The organism is Streptomyces sp. NPDC057249, from assembly GCF_042669245.1.
Lineage (GTDB): Bacteria > Actinomycetota > Actinomycetes > Streptomycetales > Streptomycetaceae > Streptomyces.
The window spans coordinates 22,671-39,845 of sequence record NZ_JBHUXS010000033.1; the positions used below are offsets into that span (position 1 = coordinate 22,671).

Genomic DNA, 17,175 nt, shown 5'->3' on the forward strand with positions numbered 1-17,175 from the left:
GATCCGTGCCGGACCCCGAGCAACCGGGAGGCAGCGGTGAGGACAGCGACACTGGGACCCGCGGAGCGCGCCGAGGCGCTCGCCGCCATGGCCGAGCGCGAACTGGACGTGCTGGTCGTGGGAGCGGGGGTGGTCGGCGCCGGGACGGCACTGGACGCGGTCACCAGAGGGCTCTCGACCGGTCTGGTGGAGGCGCGCGACTGGGCGTCCGGCACGTCGAGCAGGTCGAGCAAGCTGATCCACGGCGGCCTGCGCTATCTGGAGATGCTCGACTTCGCCCTCGTCCGGGAGGCGCTGAAGGAGCGCGGGCTGCTGCTCGAACGGCTCGCCCCGCACCTGGTGAAGCCGGTGCCCTTCCTCTACCCCTTGCAGCACAAGGGCTGGGAGCGGCTGTACGCCGGTTCCGGCGTCGCGCTGTACGACGCGATGTCGGTCTCCTCCGGACACGGCCGGGGCCTGCCCGTGCACCGCCACCTCTCCCGCCGCCGGGCCCTGCGCGTCGCCCCGGCCCTGAAGCGGGACGCCCTGGTGGGGGCCCTGCAGTACTACGACGCCCAGATGGACGACGCCCGCTATGTCGCCACCCTGGTGCGCACCGCGTCCGCGTACGGCGCGCAGGTGGCGAACCGCGCGCGGGTGACCGGCTTCCTCCGGGAGGGGGAGCGTGTCGTCGGCGCCCGCGTGGAGGACGTCGAGGCGGGCGGTACGTACGAGGTCAGGGCCAAACAGGTGGTCAACGCGACCGGGGTCTGGACGGACGACACCCAGTCGCTGATCGGCGAGCGCGGCCAGTTCCACGTACGGGCCTCCAAGGGCATCCACCTGGTCGTCCCCAAGGACCGCATCCACTCCTCGACCGGCCTGATCCTGCGCACCGAGAAGTCCGTGCTCTTCGTCATCCCGTGGGGCCGGCACTGGATCGTCGGCACCACGGACACCGACTGGGACCTGGACAAGGCGCACCCGGCCGCCTCCAGCGCCGACATCGACTACCTGCTGGAACATGTGAACGCGGTCCTGTCGACGCCCCTGACCAGGGACGACGTCGAGGGCGTCTACGCGGGCCTGCGGCCCCTGCTGGCCGGCGAGTCGGACGCCACCAGCAAGCTGTCGCGCGAGCACACGGTCGCCCACCCGGTGCCGGGCCTCGTCGTCGTCGCGGGCGGCAAGTACACGACGTACCGGGTGATGGCCAAGGACGCCGTGGACGAGGCGGTGCACGGCCTCGACCAGCGGGTCGCCGACTGCGTCACCGAGGACGTCCCGCTGATGGGCGCCGAGGGCTACCGCGCCCTGTGGAACGCGCGCGCCAGGATCGCCGCCCGCACCGGCCTCCACGTCGCCCGGGTGGAGCACCTGCTCAACCGGTACGGCTCGATGACCGAGGAGGTCCTGGAGCTGATCGTCGCCGACCCCGCGCTGGGCGATCCGCTGCCCGCCGCCGACGACTATCTGAAGGCCGAGATCGTGTACGCCGCCTCGCACGAGGGGGCGCGCCACCTGGACGACGTCCTGACCCGGCGCACCCGGATCTCCATCGAGACCTTCGACCGGGGCACCCGCTCCGCCCGGCTCTGCGCCGAGCTGATGGCGCCGGTCCTCGGCTGGGACGCCGGCCGGACCGACCGCGAGGTCGAACACTACGAGAAGCGGGTGGAGGCGGAACGCGAGTCGCAGCGCCAGCCGGACGACCTGACGGCGGACGCGGCGCGGCTGGGCGCACCGGACATCGTGCCGCTGCTCTGACCCCGGCTCAGCCCCGGCTCCGGACGGAACTCCGCTTCCGGGAGCCCCGGTTCCGGCGTGCCGGAAGCGGCACCAGGACCCGGCACCCGGAGCGGTCCCGGGGTGAGGGACAATGAACGCTCTGCCAGGGCGGGTTGATCGCAGAGGGGACGCATGTCGGAGGCGGAGCAGGCACGGGAGCCCCAAGGGGACACGGACGGACGTCTCCTGGCGGGGCGGTACCGGCTGGGGAAGGTGCTCGGCCGGGGCGGTATGGGTACGGTCTGGCGCGCCGTCGACGAGACCCTGGGCCGCACGGTGGCGGTCAAGGAACTGCGGTTCCCCTCGGCCATCGACGAGGACGAGAAGCGCCGCCTCATCACGCGCACGCTGCGCGAGGCCAAGGCGATCGCGCGCATCCGGAACAACGGCGCGGTCACGGTCTACGACGTGGTGGACGAGGACGACCGGCCGTGGATCGTCATGGAGCTCATCGAGGGCAAGTCGCTGGCCGAGGCGGTCCGCGAGGACGGCGTCCTGGAGCCGAAACGGGCCGCCGAGATCGGCCTCGCCCTCCTGGACGTGCTGCGCTCCGCGCACCGCGAGGGCATCCTGCACCGCGACGTGAAGCCGTCCAACGTGCTGATCGCCGAGGACGGGCGGGTCGTGCTGACCGACTTCGGGATCGCCCAGGTCGAGGGCGACCCGTCGGTCACCTCCACCGGCATGCTGGTCGGCGCCCCCTCCTACATCTCGCCGGAGCGGGCGCGCGGCCACAAGCCGGGACCGCCCGCCGACCTGTGGTCGCTCGGCGGCCTGCTGTACGCGAGCGTCGAGGGCACCCCGCCGTACGACAAGGGCTCCGCCATCGCGACCCTGACCGCCGTGATGACCGAGCCGCTGGACCCGCCGAAGAACGCGGGCCCGCTGGAGGAGGTCATCTACGGGCTGCTGACCCGTGACCCGGAACAGCGGCTGGACGACGCCGGGGCGCGCGCCCTGCTCAACGACGTCATCAGCTCCTTCGAGCAGCCGGAGCGCGCTGTCCCGGCCCCCGCCGACGCCACGCAGGTGATGGCGCTGCCGAAGGGCGTCGCCGGCGCCACGACCGCGCCCGGTCAAGCGGGCGAGGGCACCCGTGACCGGCTGCGCGGCGCGCTGCGCTCCGTGCGCAACGCCCGGACCACGCCCGCCGCCGGTGCGGCCGCCGCCCCCGTCACCGCGCCGCCCGTCCCGGCCCGGCCGACCTCCGCCCCCGGCGCCGCGTCCCCCTCCGGGGCCGTACCGCCGCAGCGCCCGGCCTCCTCGCCGGTCACCGCGCCCCGCGCGTCGCTCACGGACGTGGTCCCGCGCCGCACCCTGGCGATCATCGCGGCCGTCGTCGTGCTCGCGGTCCTGGGCACGGTGCTGGCCCTCACGCTCGGCGGGGGCGACGACAAGCCCGACGACTCCGGCGGGAAGAACGCCGGCGCCTCCGCCCCCGCCGGGGCGCCGAGCGCCGACGCCCCGTCCGGCTCCTCCGACGCCGCACAGGGCGACAGCGGCAAGGAGCAGGACGCCGGGCAGGACGAGGACAAGGGCAAGGGCAAGGACGAGGCGGACGAGCAGGGCGAGGACGGGAAGAAGGGCGGCAAGGCCGAGGACGACGTGCCCGCCGGCTACCGCACGGTGACCAACAAGCGGTTCCACTTCTCCATCGCGATGCCCAAGAGCTTCCGCTTCGACACCAACTCCGGCCAGGGCGCCGGCGCGATCTACAACGTGAAGGGCGGCTTCCCCCGCCTCCAGGTCGACTACACCTCCTCGCCCGGCGACGACGCCGCCGCCTCCTGGAACGCGGCCCGGGGCGGGGTCGCCGCGACCAGCACGAACTACCACCACCTGGGCATCCAGAAGGTGCAGTACAACGGCTATCCGACCGTCGCCGACTGGCAGTTCGAGCGCACGCAGCAGGGCCAGCGGGTGCGCGTGCTCAACCGCGGCTTCAAGGCGGACAGCGACCACGGTTACGCGATCATGATCAGCTGCAAGGCCGACGAGTGGGACGGCAAGGAGTGCCGGACGCTGCGGAAGGCGGCGTTCGACTCGTTCAAGCCGTTCGACTAGCTGGCCGGCGGCGGGATTCGGCGCGGTCGCGCCGCAGGTTGGGCCGACCCTGCCGCGCGGTCGCCGCTTGCCACGTATGGTGAGAGCCCGGAGACCGTACGCAGCCGATACGCGCAGTCGATTGCACCGCAAGCGACTGCGAACGACCCATTCGGTGCGGTCTCCGCGGCCGGGGGACAGCGCGCTCTGGGGAGGCGTCGTGGACGACTACGCGGGTCGGGTGCTCGCCGACCGCTACCGCCTTCCGCTGCCCCCGTCCGACGCGTACGAACTCGCGGAGACGCGGGCCTTCGACACCTACAGCGGGCAGGAGGTCCTGGTCCGCCAGGTGCCGCTGCCCGAGGTCGTCGACGCGGAGTTCGTGGAGGGCGACGGCCGGACGTCCGCCGCGCCGCGCACCGCCCGGCGGCCCGCCGATCCGGCCGTGCGGCGCGCCATCGAGGCCGCCCAGGCGGCGGCCCAGGTGCCCGACCACCCGCGCCTGGACCAGGTCTTCGACGTGTTCGCGGAGGCGGGCTCGCTCTGGATAGTGAGCGAGCTCGTCGCCTCCCGCCCGCTCGCCGCGCTCCTCGCGGAGCGCCCGCTGAATCCTTACCGGGCCGCCGAGATCGGCTCCGACGTGCTCACCGCGCTGCGCGTCCTGCACGCGCACGGCTGGACCCACCGCAACATCACCGTGCGCACGGTGCTCGTCTGCGACGACGGACGCGTCGTCCTGACCGGCCTCGCCGCCGGGGCGGCCGAGGAGGCGCTGTGCGGCTACAGCCCGGTGCCGCGACCCGACGACGAGGAGCCGGACGAGGACGGCTTCGGCGGCCCCGCCGTCGAGACCGGCCCCACCGGCCCGTACGTGCCGCCCGCCGGCCTGCTGCCCGCCTCGCGGGGCCCGGCGGCGATCGAGCCGGGCCCGTACGGCTCCGAGGAGGGCCCCGACACCAGGACGGTGCCACCCGCCGGGCTGCCCGGCCCCGCCGCCGGGGCGGACACCGCCGCCCGCGCCCGGGCCGGCGCGATCGCCGCGTACCGCGCGGGCACCCGCGCCGCCGCCCGCCGGGGCGAGGAGGAACGCCGGGGGACGCCGCCGGGCCCCGACGCGTGGGCGCGGGACACCGCGCCGTCGGGCCCCGCCGCACCGGGACGCCCCCGGGAGGACGCGCACGACGACCCGTACGACGACGACGCGGACGCGGCGCCCTGGAGCGCCCTGCCGCCGGGCCCCGCCGCACCGGGACGCCCCGGGGAGGACGCGTACGACGACCCGTACGACGACGACACCTACGACGACGCGGACGCGGGGCCCTGGAGCGCCCTGCCGCCGGCCCGGGGCGACGCGTACGACGACGGCCCGGACGAGCCGCGTGCCGGCATCCCGCCGCGCCCCCGCCCCGAACTGCCGCAGCTGCCCGGCGGCTGGGTGCGCGACCCGGACGCGCCGGGGCCGTACGACGCCCGCCTCGACGACGAGGAGGACGACGAGGACGAGGACGACGGTCCGCCGCCCCGCCGCCTCCACCTCACCGGCACCTGGGACGACGGGCCCGCCGCCGGGCGCCCCGTGCCCGCGGGCGGCTCCCGCGAGGACGCGCTCCGCGCCGACGCCGCGCGCCGGGGCACCCCTTCCGGTCGGAGCCCGCACGGGCCCGAGGCGTCCGGACGCGACGCCCGCGACCCGTACGACGCCGGCCCGCCGGGGACCGGCGCCCCCGACGGCCGCTGGGACGACGAGGACGCCGAGGAGCCCGGTGCCGCCGGGTACCGCGGACCCGCCACCGCGCTCGCCGCCGAGCGGGCGCGGCAGGCGCGGATCGCCGTGGTCGGGGCGGTCACCGAGCGGTGGGCGCCCGAGCAGGCCGGACCCGTGCACGGCAACTGGCAGCTGGCGCCGCCCATCGGGCCCGCCACCGATCTGTGGGCCCTCGGCGCGCTGCTCTTCCGCGCCGTCCAGGGGCACGCGCCCTACCCCGAGGACAGCGCGGCCGAGCTGGTCCAGATGGTGTGCGGCGAACCGCCCGCGTTCGCCGAGGAGTGCGGGCCGCTGCGCCCGGTCGTGGAGTCGCTGCTGCGGCAGGACCCCACCGAGCGGCCGGACGTCGAGGAGCTGAGCGGCTGGCTGCGTTCCCTCGTACGGTCGGCGCCGGAGCCGGAGGCCGGGTTCCACGTCGTTCCGCTGCCCTCGGAGGACGCCACCCGGCTCCCCGTCGTCCGCAGGCGCGGCGAGCTCGTCCGCAAGCGGCGTTCCCGGCGCGTCGGAGGGACGCACGCCCGTGGCCGGCGGCCCCGCGAGGCCGTGGACCGCACCGCCGTCACCCACCGCGAGCCCCGGCTGAAGCCGCCTCGGGAGCCCCGGGAGCCGCGGGAGCCGCGCGCACTGCGGCAGGGCGGGGAGCCGCGCAGGCTCGGCCGGACGCTGCTCGTCCTCATCATGCTGGCGCTCGTCGCGGCGATCGCGTACGCCGTGCTGTTCATGCCCGAGTCCGGCCAGGACGACAAGGGGTCCGGCGCCGCTCCTTCCCGTGCCGCCTCCGCACCACCCGCGGCCACGCCCGAGCCCACGGCGAGCGCGTCGAAGAAGCCGTCCGGACCCGCGTCGTCCGGGGCGCAGAAGCCGCAGACCAGCCGGTCCGCCGCCGCGCTCGCGCCGGGGTACACGCTGCGCAAGGACGCCGAGGGCTTCGAGGTCGGACTGCCCAAGGGGTGGCAGCGCAGCCCCGCCAACGCGGAGCGTCAGATCCGCTACGGCAGCGACGGGTTCAGCGTCCTCATCGTGCCCGGCCGCGACACCGCCAAGGCCAACGGCAGCGATCCGCTGGACTACCAGCGGGACAAGGAGCCGGAGCTGAAGCCGTTCCGCGACTCCAGCTGGTCGTCCGCGAGCGGCCTGCGGCGTACGGACGTCGGCCGACAGGCCATGGCCGAGGGCCAGTTCACCTGGCAGGACGCCAACGGCCGTGAGGTGTACGTCCGTAACCTCGTCATGCTCGTCGGCGGCCGGTACCACATCCTCCAGGTCATCGGCCCGGAGGACGAGCGCGACCGGATCACCGAGATCTACCAACAGGCCAGCGTCTCCTACCGGGTGACGGGCTGAAGCGCGGGATCTGCATCACAGTGCGGTCTCGTGGGCGATGCGAGGTTCCGTGGCCGCGCGTCCGCTCCGTAACCTGTGTTCCGAAGCAACGGGGGCGGGGACACAGGTGGATCGATCACAGGGCACGGAAGCGGGGCTGTTGCTGGCCGGGAGGTACCGGCTGGGCGATGTCCTCGGACGCGGCGGCATGGGGAAGGTGTGGCGCGCCCACGACGAGGTGCTGCACCGCACGGTGGCCGTCAAGGAGCTGACCGCCGGGCTGTACGTGGCCGAGTCGGACCGGGTCGTGCTGCACGCCCGGACCCAGAAGGAGGCCCGCGCGGCCGCCCGGATCACCCACCCCGGCGTCGTCACCGTCCACGACGTGGTCGAGTACGACAACCGGCCGTGGATCGTCATGCAGTACGTGGACGGGCCGTCGCTCGCCGACCGGGCGAAGGAGTCCGGCGGCGAGATCGAGGCCCGCGAGGCGGCCCGCATAGGACTGCACGTGCTGGGCGCGCTGCGCGCCGCGCACGGGGCCGGGGTGCTGCACCGGGACGTGAAGCCGGGCAACGTGCTGCTCGCCCGGGACGGCCGGGTCCTGCTCACCGACTTCGGGATCGCCGCGATCGAGGGCGACTCCACCATCACCAGGACCGGTGAACTCGTCGGCTCCATCGACTACCTGGCGCCCGAGCGGGTACGCGGCGGCGACCCGGGACCCGCCTCCGACCTCTGGTCCCTCGGCGCCACGCTGTACACGGCCGTCGAGGGGCGTTCGCCGTTCCGCCGGACGTCCCCCATATCGACCATGCAGGCCGTCGTCACCGAGGAGCCGCCGCCGCCCGCCCGGGCCGGGGCGCTCGCCCCCGTCATCACCGCGCTGCTGCGCAAGGAGCCGGACGAGCGTCCGTCGGCGGAAGAGACGGAGCGGATGCTCCTGGAGGCCATGGAGGGCCGCACGCCACGGGCCGCCCAGGCGTTCGTCCCGACGCAGCAGGTCTCCGAGGAGATGCTGCGCGGGGGCACCGCCGTGCTGCCCCGGCCCGGACCCGCCGTGGTGCCCGCCCCCGGACCGGCCCCCGCGCCCGCCGCCCGCCGCGGCCGGTGGCGCACGACGGTCCTGGTCATCGCCCTGGCGGCGGTGCTCGGCGGCGGCGCGGGAATCGCCGCGATGATGTACGCGCACCGCACGGAGGCCGCCGGCACCAAGGACGGCTCCACGGCCTCGCACGGCACCCGCACCCCGGCGCCGGTCACGCCGACCCCGACCCCGACGCCCACGCCGAGCCCCTCGGGGAGCACCGTGACGCAGGACGTGCCGGACGGCTGGCGGCGCGTCGTGGACCCGTCCGGATTCAGCGTGCTGCTACCGGAGGGCTGGAAGCGCGTGGTCAACGAGAACAACATCGACTACACCCCCGACGGCGGCGTGCACTACCTCCGGGTCAGCGCCGACCCGGCCCCCGACTACGACCACCCCTACGACCACATGATCGGGCTGGAGAAGCAGCTGAGCACCCGGCTGCCCGACTACAAGCGGATCGAGCTGAACAGCAACGTCTACCGCGACTTCGTCGGGTCCGTCTGGGAGTTCACCTGGACCGAGAAGAACGGCGAGGCGCGGCACGCGATCGACCAGATGTACCTCGCGGAGGACGGCGGCCCGGAGTACGCCCTCTACATGACGGGCCCGGCCGACGACTGGGACAACACCCGCGACCGCTTCAACGCGATCCTCCGCAGCTGGCGCCCCCCGGCCGAGCAGTAGCCCGCCGGGCGATAGCCCCTGATCAGGGCTTATGCCGCCAGTGATCACTGGCTGAGTCGGCAGGGGTGCGGCGGGACTGCGGGAGAGACGGTGAAAAGGTGTTACCCACGGGTACCCAAAGCCCTCCCGCCGACGTACTCTCGCCCTCATGACGGACTCGCAGGCCCCCACGTCCCCCGCCGCCGCCACCGCCGGCACCAACCCCGTGGCCGCCGCCCCCGCGGGCGTGCGCACGGCCGCCGATGTCGTGACGCCCGAGGTGGTCGCCCGGCTGACGCGCGGCGTCGCCGGCTCCGGCCGCACCGCCAACCACACGCCGTTCACCGGCGAGAAGCTGGCCGACCTGCCGGAGTCCACGCCCGAGGACGTGGCCGCCGCCTTCGCGCGGGCCCGCGCCGCCCAGCCCGCCTGGGCCGCCCTGCCGGTCCGGGACCGGGCCGCCGTGCTCCTGCGCTTCCACGACCTGGTCATCGGCCGCCAGTCCGAGGTCCTCGACCTCATCCAGCTGGAGACCGGCAAGGCCCGGCTGCACGCCCACGAGGAGGTCCAGGCGGTCGCCGTCGCCGCCCGGCACTACGGCCGCCGGGCGGCCGCGTATCTGAAGCCGAAGCGGCACACCGGGGTCGTGCCGACGCTCACCAAGGTCACCGAGCTCCGTCAACCGCGCGGTGTCGTCGGCCAGATCGCCCCCTGGAACTACCCGCTGGAGCTGTCCGTCGGCGACGCCCTGCCCGCCTTCGTCTCCGGCAACGCGGTGGTGATGAAGCCCGACACCGAGACCGCGCTCACCGCCCTGTGGGCGCGCGACCTGCTGATCGAGGCGGGGCTCCCGGCCGAGGTCTTCCAGGTCGTCCTCGGTGACGGACCGGTCGTCGGCCCGGAGGTCGTCAAGCACGCCGACTACGTCTCGTTCACCGGCTCCACCCGCACCGGCCGCGAGGTCGCCCAGGGCGCGGCGGCCCGGCTCGTCGGGGTCTCCCTGGAGCTCGGCGGCAAGAACGCGATGCTCGTCCTGGCGGACGCCGACGTGGAGAAGGCCGCCGCCGGGGCCGTCCGCGCCTGCTTCTCCTCGGCCGGCCAGCTCTGCATCTCCATCGAGCGGCTGTACGTCCACGAGTCGGTGGCCGACGACTTCGTGGAGCGGTTCGCCGCCCGGACCAGGGCGATGCGGCTCGGCAGCGCCCTCGCGTACGGCGCCGACATGGGCTCGCTGGTCGGCGAACGGCAGCTGGAGACCGTCAGCCGGCATGTGGCCGAGGCCGTCGAGAAGGGCGCCAGGCTGGTGGCCGGCGGGGTCGCCCGGCCGGACATCGGCCCGCTCTTCTACGAGCCGACCATCCTGGACGGGGTCGAGGCGCCGATGGCCGTCTGCACCGAGGAGACCTTCGGCCCGGTCGTCTCCGTCTACCGCTTCCGCGACGAGGACGAGGTGGTGGAGCGGGCCAACGCCACCCCGTACGGCCTCAATTCGAGCGTCTGGACCAAGGACGGCCGGCGCGGCCACCGGATCGCCGCCCGGCTGCGCACCGGCACCGTCAACATCAACGAGGGGTACGCCCCCGCGTACGGCAGCGTGCAGTCGCCGATGGGCGGCATGAAGGACTCCGGTCTCGGCCGGCGCCACGGCTCCGAGGGCATCCTCAAGTACACCGAGGCCCAGACCGTGGCCCAGCAGCGGCTGATCCCGCTCGCCCCGTCCTTCGGGATGGACGACGAGAAGTACGCGGCGTTCATGACCCGCAGCCTGAAGGCGATGAAGGCGTTCCGGCTGCGCTGAGCCCCTTCGAGGGCGCCCCCCCCTCGCACCACTTCTGTCCTTTTCGTACCGAGGAGTGCCATGTCCCAGGACAGCCCTGCCCAGAATCAGGACCGGCCGGCCGACGACGACGCCGCGTACGACTACGACGTGATCGTCGTCGGGTCCGGCTTCGGCGGCGCGGTCTCGGCGCTGCGGCTGACCGAGAAGGGGTACCGGGTCGGCGTCCTGGAGGCGGGGCGCCGCTTCACGCCGGGGACCCTGCCGAAGAACTCCTGGGACCTGAGGAACTACCTCTGGGCGCCCGCCCTCGGCCTCTTCGGCATCCAGCGCGTGCACCTGCTCGGCAAGGTGATGGTGCTGGCCGGTGCCGGGGTGGGCGGGGGCTCGCTGAACTACGCCAACACCCTGTACGTGCCGCCCGCGCCGTTCTTCGAGGACCGGCAGTGGGCGCACATCACGGACTGGCAGGACGAGCTGAAGCCGTATTACGACCAGGCCAGGCGGATGCTCGGGGTCCGGCTCAACCCGACGACGACCCCCTCCGACGTCCACCTCAAGGCGGCTGCCGAGGCCATGGGCGTCGGCGACACCTTCCACCTCGCCCCGGTCGGCGTCTTCTTCGGCGACGGGGAGGACGCGGACGGCGCCGCACGCGCGAAGCCCGGCGAGACGGTCCCGGACCCGTACTTCGGCGGCGCCGGCCCGGCGCGCAAGGCGTGCACCGAGTGCGGCGAGTGCATGACCGGCTGCCGGCACGGCGCGAAGAACACCCTCAACGAGAACTACCTCCACCTGGCCGAGAAGGCCGGCGCGGTCATCCACCCCATGACCTCCGTCGTCGCCGTCACCGAGCACCCCGAGGGCGGCTACCGCGTCGCCACCGTGCCCACCGACCGCCGGAAGAAGGCCCGCCCCACGACCCTGCGCGCCCGCAAGGTGGTCGTCGCGGCGGGCACGTACGGCACCCAGACGCTGCTGCACACGATGAAGGACAAGGGGCTGCTGCCCCGGCTCTCCGCGAGGCTCGGCGAGCTGACCCGTACCAACTCCGAGGGCCTGGTCGGCGCCCAGACCTCCGACCGGCGCTACCGCAAGAAGCACGGTACGAAGCCCGACTTCACCAAGGGCGTCGCCATCACCTCGTCGATCCACCCCGACGCCGACACCCACATCGAGCCCGTCCGCTACGGCAAGGGCTCCAACGCCATGGGTGGCCTGACCATCCTCCAGGTCCCCTACAGCGCCCACCGGGTCCTCGCCTGGCTCGGCAACCTGGTCAGGCACCCCACGATCGCCGCCCGCTCGCTCTCCAACCGGCACTGGTCGGAGCGGGTCATCATCGGGCTCGTCATGCAGTCGCTCGACAACTCCCTGACCGCCTACCGCAAACCGCGCGGCATCGGCAAGGGCCTGCTCACCGCCCGCCAGGGCCACGGCGCGCCCAACCCCACGCAGATCGCCGAGGCGACCCGGAGCGCGACCCTGCTCGCCGAGGAGATCAACGGCTTCCCCGGGTCCAACATCGGCGAACTGATGGGCACCCCGCTCACCGCCCACTTCCTCGGCGGCTGCCCGATCGGCGCCGACGCGGACCACGGCGTCATCGACCCGTACCACCGGCTGTTCGGGCACCCGGGCATCTCGGTGGTCGACGGCTCGGCGGTCTCCGCGAACCTCGGCGTCAACCCGTCGCTGACGATCACCGCCCAGGCGGAGCGCGCCATGTCGTTCTGGCCGAACAAGGGCGAGCCGGATCCGCGCCCGGCGCAGGGTGAGGCGTACCAGCGGCTGGCGGCGGTGGAGCCGCAGGCACCCGCCGTCCCGAAGGAGGCGTTCGGCGCGCTCAGGCTGCCGTTCCTGGGGATACCCGCGGTGCCGCCGAAGAAGCCGGAGACTGCCTGAGGACAGCAGAAGGGGCTGCACCCCCCTCCCAGTGCAGCCCCTCACGCTGTAACCGGCCCGTCGTACGACAACCGACAACCGGTGTTCCGCATGCATGACCTGCCGGGCCCCCCGATGGTTGTCCTCGTACTGATGAAATCCTTATGTGAGGTGGATCACTCCGGATGCGGTCCGTCGGCCGTGCCCGATCCGTGATCTGATTCCGGGCAACTTTTCCCGGGCCTCCCCGGTCGTACCCCCTGTCGCTGCCACAGCGGTCACACAGCTCCCGACGACCCCGAAGGCCCGAGATGAGAAGCACGACCCCGTTCCGCCGTGCGGCGGGCATCGTCGCCTCGGCCGGCCTGCTGGCGGGCGGCCTGCTCACGCTGAGCAGCCCCGCGCAGGCGGCCGACCCCGAGTTCACGATCGGCGGCCCCGCCGAGACGGCCCTGCACCCGTATCCGGCCACGGGCTCCCCGCAGAAGGCGAGCCTCGACGTCACGGTGACCAACCCGTCGGAGGACGAGGAGAACGGCGTCTTCCGGGACGAGTACACCGTGCGCTTCGACTTCGGGAAGCTGGCGGGCGTCGCGGACGTGTCCTTCGACGACGAGGGCAGCCTGGACTGCGAGCGGACCGGGACCACCGCCGTCTGCCACGACTACGGGATCTGGCCCGGCCTGAGCAGCCTCGCCGAACTCCAGGTCAGCGCCGCCAAGGGCAGCAAGGACGGCGACTCCGGCACCATCGAGGTCACCGCCGAGGCGGAGGGCGCCACCTTCCGGCCCTTCACCGCGCACGTGTCGATCGGCGGCCCCGACCTGTCGATGAAGCGGCTGCCGCTCAAGACGAAGACCGAGCCGGGCGACAGCCAGCCGGTGCCCATCACCTTCACCAACAACGGCACCCGCGCCGCCCAGGGCGTCCTGCTCACCCTGCGCAACACACGCGGCCTGGAATTCACCGAGCGCTACCAGAACTGCGAGTACAGCGAGGACGACCTGGGCATGGGCAGCCCCGGCGCCTGGTCCACCGCGCTCTGCACCTTCCCCGGCAGCTACGAGCCCGGCGCCACGTACACGCTGGAGGTGCCGCCCACCCTGCGCGTCACCGAGCGCGCCTTCTACGACACGTTCCTCTACCGGATCAACGAGGACGGCACCGACGCCCGCGCGGCGCTGCGCTCCGGCGCCCGCTTCAGCCCCGGCAAGGGTGCGAAGCTGGCCCTGCGCAAGGCCCCGGCCGTCCGCTCGGCCGACCTCGACCCGTCGGACAACCAGCAGGACGCCGACTTCCAGACCACGAACACCGCCGACTTCGCGGCCTACGGCGACCGGGCCGAGGGCAAGGCGGGCGACACCGTCGACGTGACCCTGGGCTTCCGCAACAAGGGCCCCGCCTGGATCGGCTACATCCGCTCCGGCGAGGACGTCGCCACGGTCGACTTCACCGTCCCCCACGGCAGCTACGTCGTCTCCAAGCCGGACATCTGCCGGGGCGTGACCGCGTCCGGCGAGTACCGGGAGAACCAGGAGAAGGCCCCGCGCTACTTCTGCTCCACGCCCATGTCCGTCCTGGAGGACGCCGACTTCGCCCTGCCCTTCCGGCTGAAGCTCGTCTCGGCGGACCCCGGCAGCAACGGCGCGGTCGTGGTCCGCAACACCCACCTCCAGGCGCCCGCACTGCCCTTCGACCCGGAGCCCGCCAACAACAAGGCGTGGGTGGAGCTCAACGGCGAGGACGCGCACGCCACGACGGGCGGCTCCGACAGCGGCGGCTCGACGTCCACGGGCGGCTCGTCCTCGGCGGGCACGAGCGGCACGGACGGCGGCACCGGCGGCTCGGACGGCTCCGGCAGCACGGGCGGCTCCGGCACCTCCGGCACGACCGGCTCCGGCGCCGGTGACACGGACGGCTCGCTGGCCTCCACCGGCACCATCGCCCTCGCCACGTCCGGCGCGGCCCTCGTCGCGCTGCTCGCGGGCGGCGTCCTGTTCACGGTGTCGAGGCGGCGCGCCACGCGCTGACCCCGCACACGGAGAAACGGCCGGCCCCGGGCGTCCCCGGAGCCGGCCGTTTCCCTGGAGAGACCTGGCGGTCCCTCCGGAGTGACCGGGCTGCTGTCCCCTGCCGACCGGTCACGCACGCCGGTGCGCGGTCCCACGGCGTACACGCGGTACGCCACGCACCCCGGCGGAGCCACGTGTGGTTCCCCTGAAGCTCCGCCCCTGGCTGACGCGGACACCGGGACCAACGAAGCCGCGCCGGACCCGGTCACGCGCCGTACGGGTGAGACTCCGCCCGAACTGGGATACGGCGGGGGAGCGCCGTTCAGACCCGGCCCCGGCACAGCTCCAGGAGCGTCATCGCCAGCGAGGTGCCCGGCTTGCCCAGCGCCTCGCGGTACCGGACCAGGATCTCCGTCTCGCGGGACAGGTTGACCCGCCGGCCGCCCGACGTCATCCGGGCCTCCTGGATCACCGCCGAGACGGCCATCCGCTCCTGGACGAGCCCGATGATCCGGTCGTCGAGGGCGTCGATACGGGTGCGGGCGTCGCCGATCAGGGACGCGGCCTCGTCGGTGCGGGCGCCGGTGGTCTCGGTGCCGGTGGTGCTGCTCATGACGGTCTCCCGGTGAGATGCGGCACCCCGGGGCCGGACGGGACCGGAACGCAGAACGCCCCGGGCCTGTCGGCCCGGGGCGCCTGGAACGTTGCTTGTCAGTTGCTCAAGCAGCACGACCATGGCAGCCGGCGGGCCGGATGCCATAGGTAAAGACGAAGGTCGTGTGCTGACGCATGCGGCCAGTATGGACCCTCGTGCCCGCCGGGCCCACGCCCGGCCCGGATCGTGAGACGCCGCACACCCCCCGGGGCGGCGGCCCGGACCGGGGCAGGTCACTTCCGGCCGCCGGTAGAATTGGAGGACCGACCCCTCTCCACCGCCGGAAGGCCGCCCGTGCCAGCAGCACCCCCCGCCGCCCCCGACACCACCACCGACGTGGTCCTGGTAGTCGACTTCGGCGCGCAGTACGCCCAGCTCATCGCCCGCCGCGTCCGTGAGGCCCGGGTCTACAGCGAGATCGTGCCGTCCACGATGCCGGTGGCCGAGATGCTGGCCAAGAACCCCCGCGCGATCATCCTCTCCGGCGGCCCCTCCTCCGTCTACGCCGAGGGCGCGCCCTCGCTCGACCGCGCGCTGTTCGAGGCCGGGGTCCCCGTCTTCGGCATGTGCTACGGCTTCCAGCTGATGGCGACCACGCTCGGCGGCACCGTGGACGACAACGGCGCCCGCGAGTACGGCCGCACCCCGCTGACCGTCTCCAAGGCCGGCTCCACCCTCTTCGAGGGCACCCCCGCCGAGCAGTCGGTGTGGATGTCGCACGGCGACGCCTGCTCCGCCGCGCCCGAGGGCTTCACCGTCACCGCGTCCACCGACGTCGTCCCGGTCGCCGCTTTCGAGAACGACGAGAAGAAGCTCTACGGCGTCCAGTACCACCCCGAGGTCATGCACTCCACGCACGGCCAGCAGGTCCTGGAGCACTTCCTGTACCGGGGCGCGGGCATCGAGCCCACCTGGACCACGGGCAACGTGATCGAGGAGCAGGTCGCCGCGATCCGCGCCCAGGTCGGCGACAAGCGCGCCATCTGCGGCCTGTCCGGCGGCGTGGACTCCGCCGTCGCCGCCGCCCTCGTCCAGAAGGCCATCGGCTCCCAGCTCACCTGCGTGTACGTCGACCACGGCCTGATGCGCAAGGGCGAGACCGAGCAGGTCGAGAAGGACTTCGTCGCCGCGACCGGCGCGAAACTCAAGGTGGTCGACGCCGAGAAGCGCTTCCTCGACGCCCTGGCCGGAGTGTCCGACCCGGAGCAGAAGCGGAAGATCATCGGCCGCGAGTTCATCCGCGTCTTCGAGCAGGCCCAGCTGGAGATCCTCCAGGAGGACGGCCCCGAGGTCGCCTTCCTCGTGCAGGGCACGCTCTACCCGGACGTCGTGGAGTCCGGCGGCGGCACCGGCACCGCCAACATCAAGTCCCACCACAACGTCGGCGGGCTCCCCGAGGACATCGAGTTCGAGCTCGTCGAGCCGCTGCGCCAGCTGTTCAAGGACGAGGTCCGGATGGTCGGCCAGGAGCTCGGCCTGCCGGACGAGATCGTCCAGCGCCAGCCCTTCCCCGGCCCCGGCCTCGGCATCCGCATCGTCGGCGAGGTCACCAAGGACCGGCTCGACCTGCTGCGCGAGGCCGACGCCATCGCCCGCGAGGAGCTGACCGCGGCCGGCCTGGACCGCGACATCTGGCAGTGCCCGGTGGTCCTGCTCGCGGACGTCCGCAGCGTCGGCGTCCAGGGCGACGGCCGCACCTACGGCCACCCGATCGTGCTGCGCCCGGTCTCCTCCGAGGACGCCATGACCGCCGACTGGTCCCGGCTGCCGTACGAGACGCTGGCGAAGATCTCCACCCGCATCACCAACGAGGTCGCCGACGTCAACCGCGTGGTGCTCGACGTGACGAGCAAGCCGCCGGGGACGATCGAGTGGGAGTGACTCTCCCCGAGACCCCTTGACGATGCCGCCGCCCGGCGAACCGGGCGGCGGCATCGTTTTTCAGCCCCGCGGCGAAACCCAGCCCCGCCGGACAACCCAGCCCCTCCGGCGTTTGAGGAGCGGGGTCCGGGGCGGAGCCCCGGTTACGGGAAGGGGCGGGGAGGGGAACAGGCCCGCCGCAGGCGCCCCCCCCCCCCCCCCCCCCCCCCCCCCCCCCCCCCCCCCCCCCCCGGCCCCCCCCCCCCCCCCCCCCCCCCCCCCCCCCCCCCCACACCCCCCCCCCCCCCCCCCCCAGGAGGGCCCCCCCCACCACCC

General features: G+C 73.8%; 9 protein-coding genes. 8 read left to right on the forward strand and 1 reads right to left on the reverse strand.

The window, feature by feature from the left end:
- Positions 1–36: 36 nt before the first annotated feature.
- The 7 genes from ACFUJY_RS34390 to ACFUJY_RS34420 all read left to right on the forward strand — a co-directional run bounded on the left by ACFUJY_RS34390 (position 37) and on the right by ACFUJY_RS34420 (position 14,342).
- Entirely contained in the window at positions 37–1,746 is a 1,710-nt protein-coding gene (locus ACFUJY_RS34390; RefSeq protein ID WP_383306984.1) for a glycerol-3-phosphate dehydrogenase/oxidase, read from the forward strand.
- A 153-nt stretch (positions 1,747–1,899) separates the two neighbouring features.
- Positions 1,900–3,831: a serine/threonine-protein kinase gene (locus ACFUJY_RS34395; protein WP_383306986.1), complete on the forward strand. Its 1,932-nt coding sequence runs from the start codon at positions 1,900–1,902 to the stop codon at positions 3,829–3,831.
- Between the two features lie 199 nt (positions 3,832–4,030).
- Positions 4,031–6,919, forward strand: coding sequence for a protein kinase (locus ACFUJY_RS34400; protein ID WP_383306988.1), 2,889 nt, complete (start codon positions 4,031–4,033; stop codon positions 6,917–6,919).
- Positions 6,920–7,025: 106 nt separating this feature from the next.
- Positions 7,026–8,672, forward strand: coding sequence for a serine/threonine-protein kinase (locus ACFUJY_RS34405; protein WP_383306990.1), 1,647 nt, complete (start codon positions 7,026–7,028; stop codon positions 8,670–8,672).
- Between the two features lie 148 nt (positions 8,673–8,820).
- Complete coding sequence (locus tag ACFUJY_RS34410) at positions 8,821–10,449, forward strand: succinic semialdehyde dehydrogenase (RefSeq protein WP_383306992.1); 1,629 nt, start codon at positions 8,821–8,823, stop codon at positions 10,447–10,449.
- A 60-nt stretch (positions 10,450–10,509) separates the two neighbouring features.
- Complete coding sequence (locus ACFUJY_RS34415) at positions 10,510–12,333, forward strand: GMC oxidoreductase (RefSeq protein ID WP_383306994.1); 1,824 nt, start codon at positions 10,510–10,512, stop codon at positions 12,331–12,333.
- Positions 12,334–12,623: 290 nt separating this feature from the next.
- The gene (locus ACFUJY_RS34420) at positions 12,624–14,342 is read left to right on the forward strand and encodes a peptidase (RefSeq protein ID WP_383306996.1); all 1,719 of its coding nucleotides are present in this window, start codon (positions 12,624–12,626) and stop codon (positions 14,340–14,342) included.
- A gap of 304 nt (positions 14,343–14,646) precedes the next feature.
- Here the strand turns inward: ACFUJY_RS34420 and ACFUJY_RS34425 are convergent, their stop codons facing one another.
- Complete coding sequence (locus tag ACFUJY_RS34425) at positions 14,647–14,937, reverse strand: chorismate mutase (protein WP_383306998.1); 291 nt, start codon at positions 14,935–14,937, stop codon at positions 14,647–14,649.
- 336 nt (positions 14,938–15,273) lie between these two features.
- Here ACFUJY_RS34425 and guaA point away from each other — a divergent pair, with 336 nt between their 5' ends.
- Entirely contained in the window at positions 15,274–16,860 is a 1,587-nt protein-coding gene (gene guaA, locus ACFUJY_RS34430; RefSeq protein ID WP_383307000.1) for a glutamine-hydrolyzing GMP synthase, read from the forward strand.
- Positions 16,861–17,175 lie beyond the last annotated feature (315 nt).

Bases quoted from the DNA above. Each gene is read 5' to 3' on its own strand.
- ACFUJY_RS34395 (WP_383306986.1), top strand. From the start codon at position 1,900: ATGTCGGAGGCGGAGCAGGCACGGGAGCCCCAAGGGGACACGGACGGA.
- ACFUJY_RS34410 (WP_383306992.1), top strand. From the start codon at position 8,821: ATGACGGACTCGCAGGCCCCCACGTCCCCCGCCGCCGCCACCGCCGGC.
- ACFUJY_RS34415 (WP_383306994.1), top strand. From the start codon at position 10,510: ATGTCCCAGGACAGCCCTGCCCAGAATCAGGACCGGCCGGCCGACGAC.
- ACFUJY_RS34420 (WP_383306996.1), top strand. From the start codon at position 12,624: ATGAGAAGCACGACCCCGTTCCGCCGTGCGGCGGGCATCGTCGCCTCG.
- ACFUJY_RS34425 (WP_383306998.1), bottom strand. From the start codon at position 14,937: ATGAGCAGCACCACCGGCACCGAGACCACCGGCGCCCGCACCGACGAG.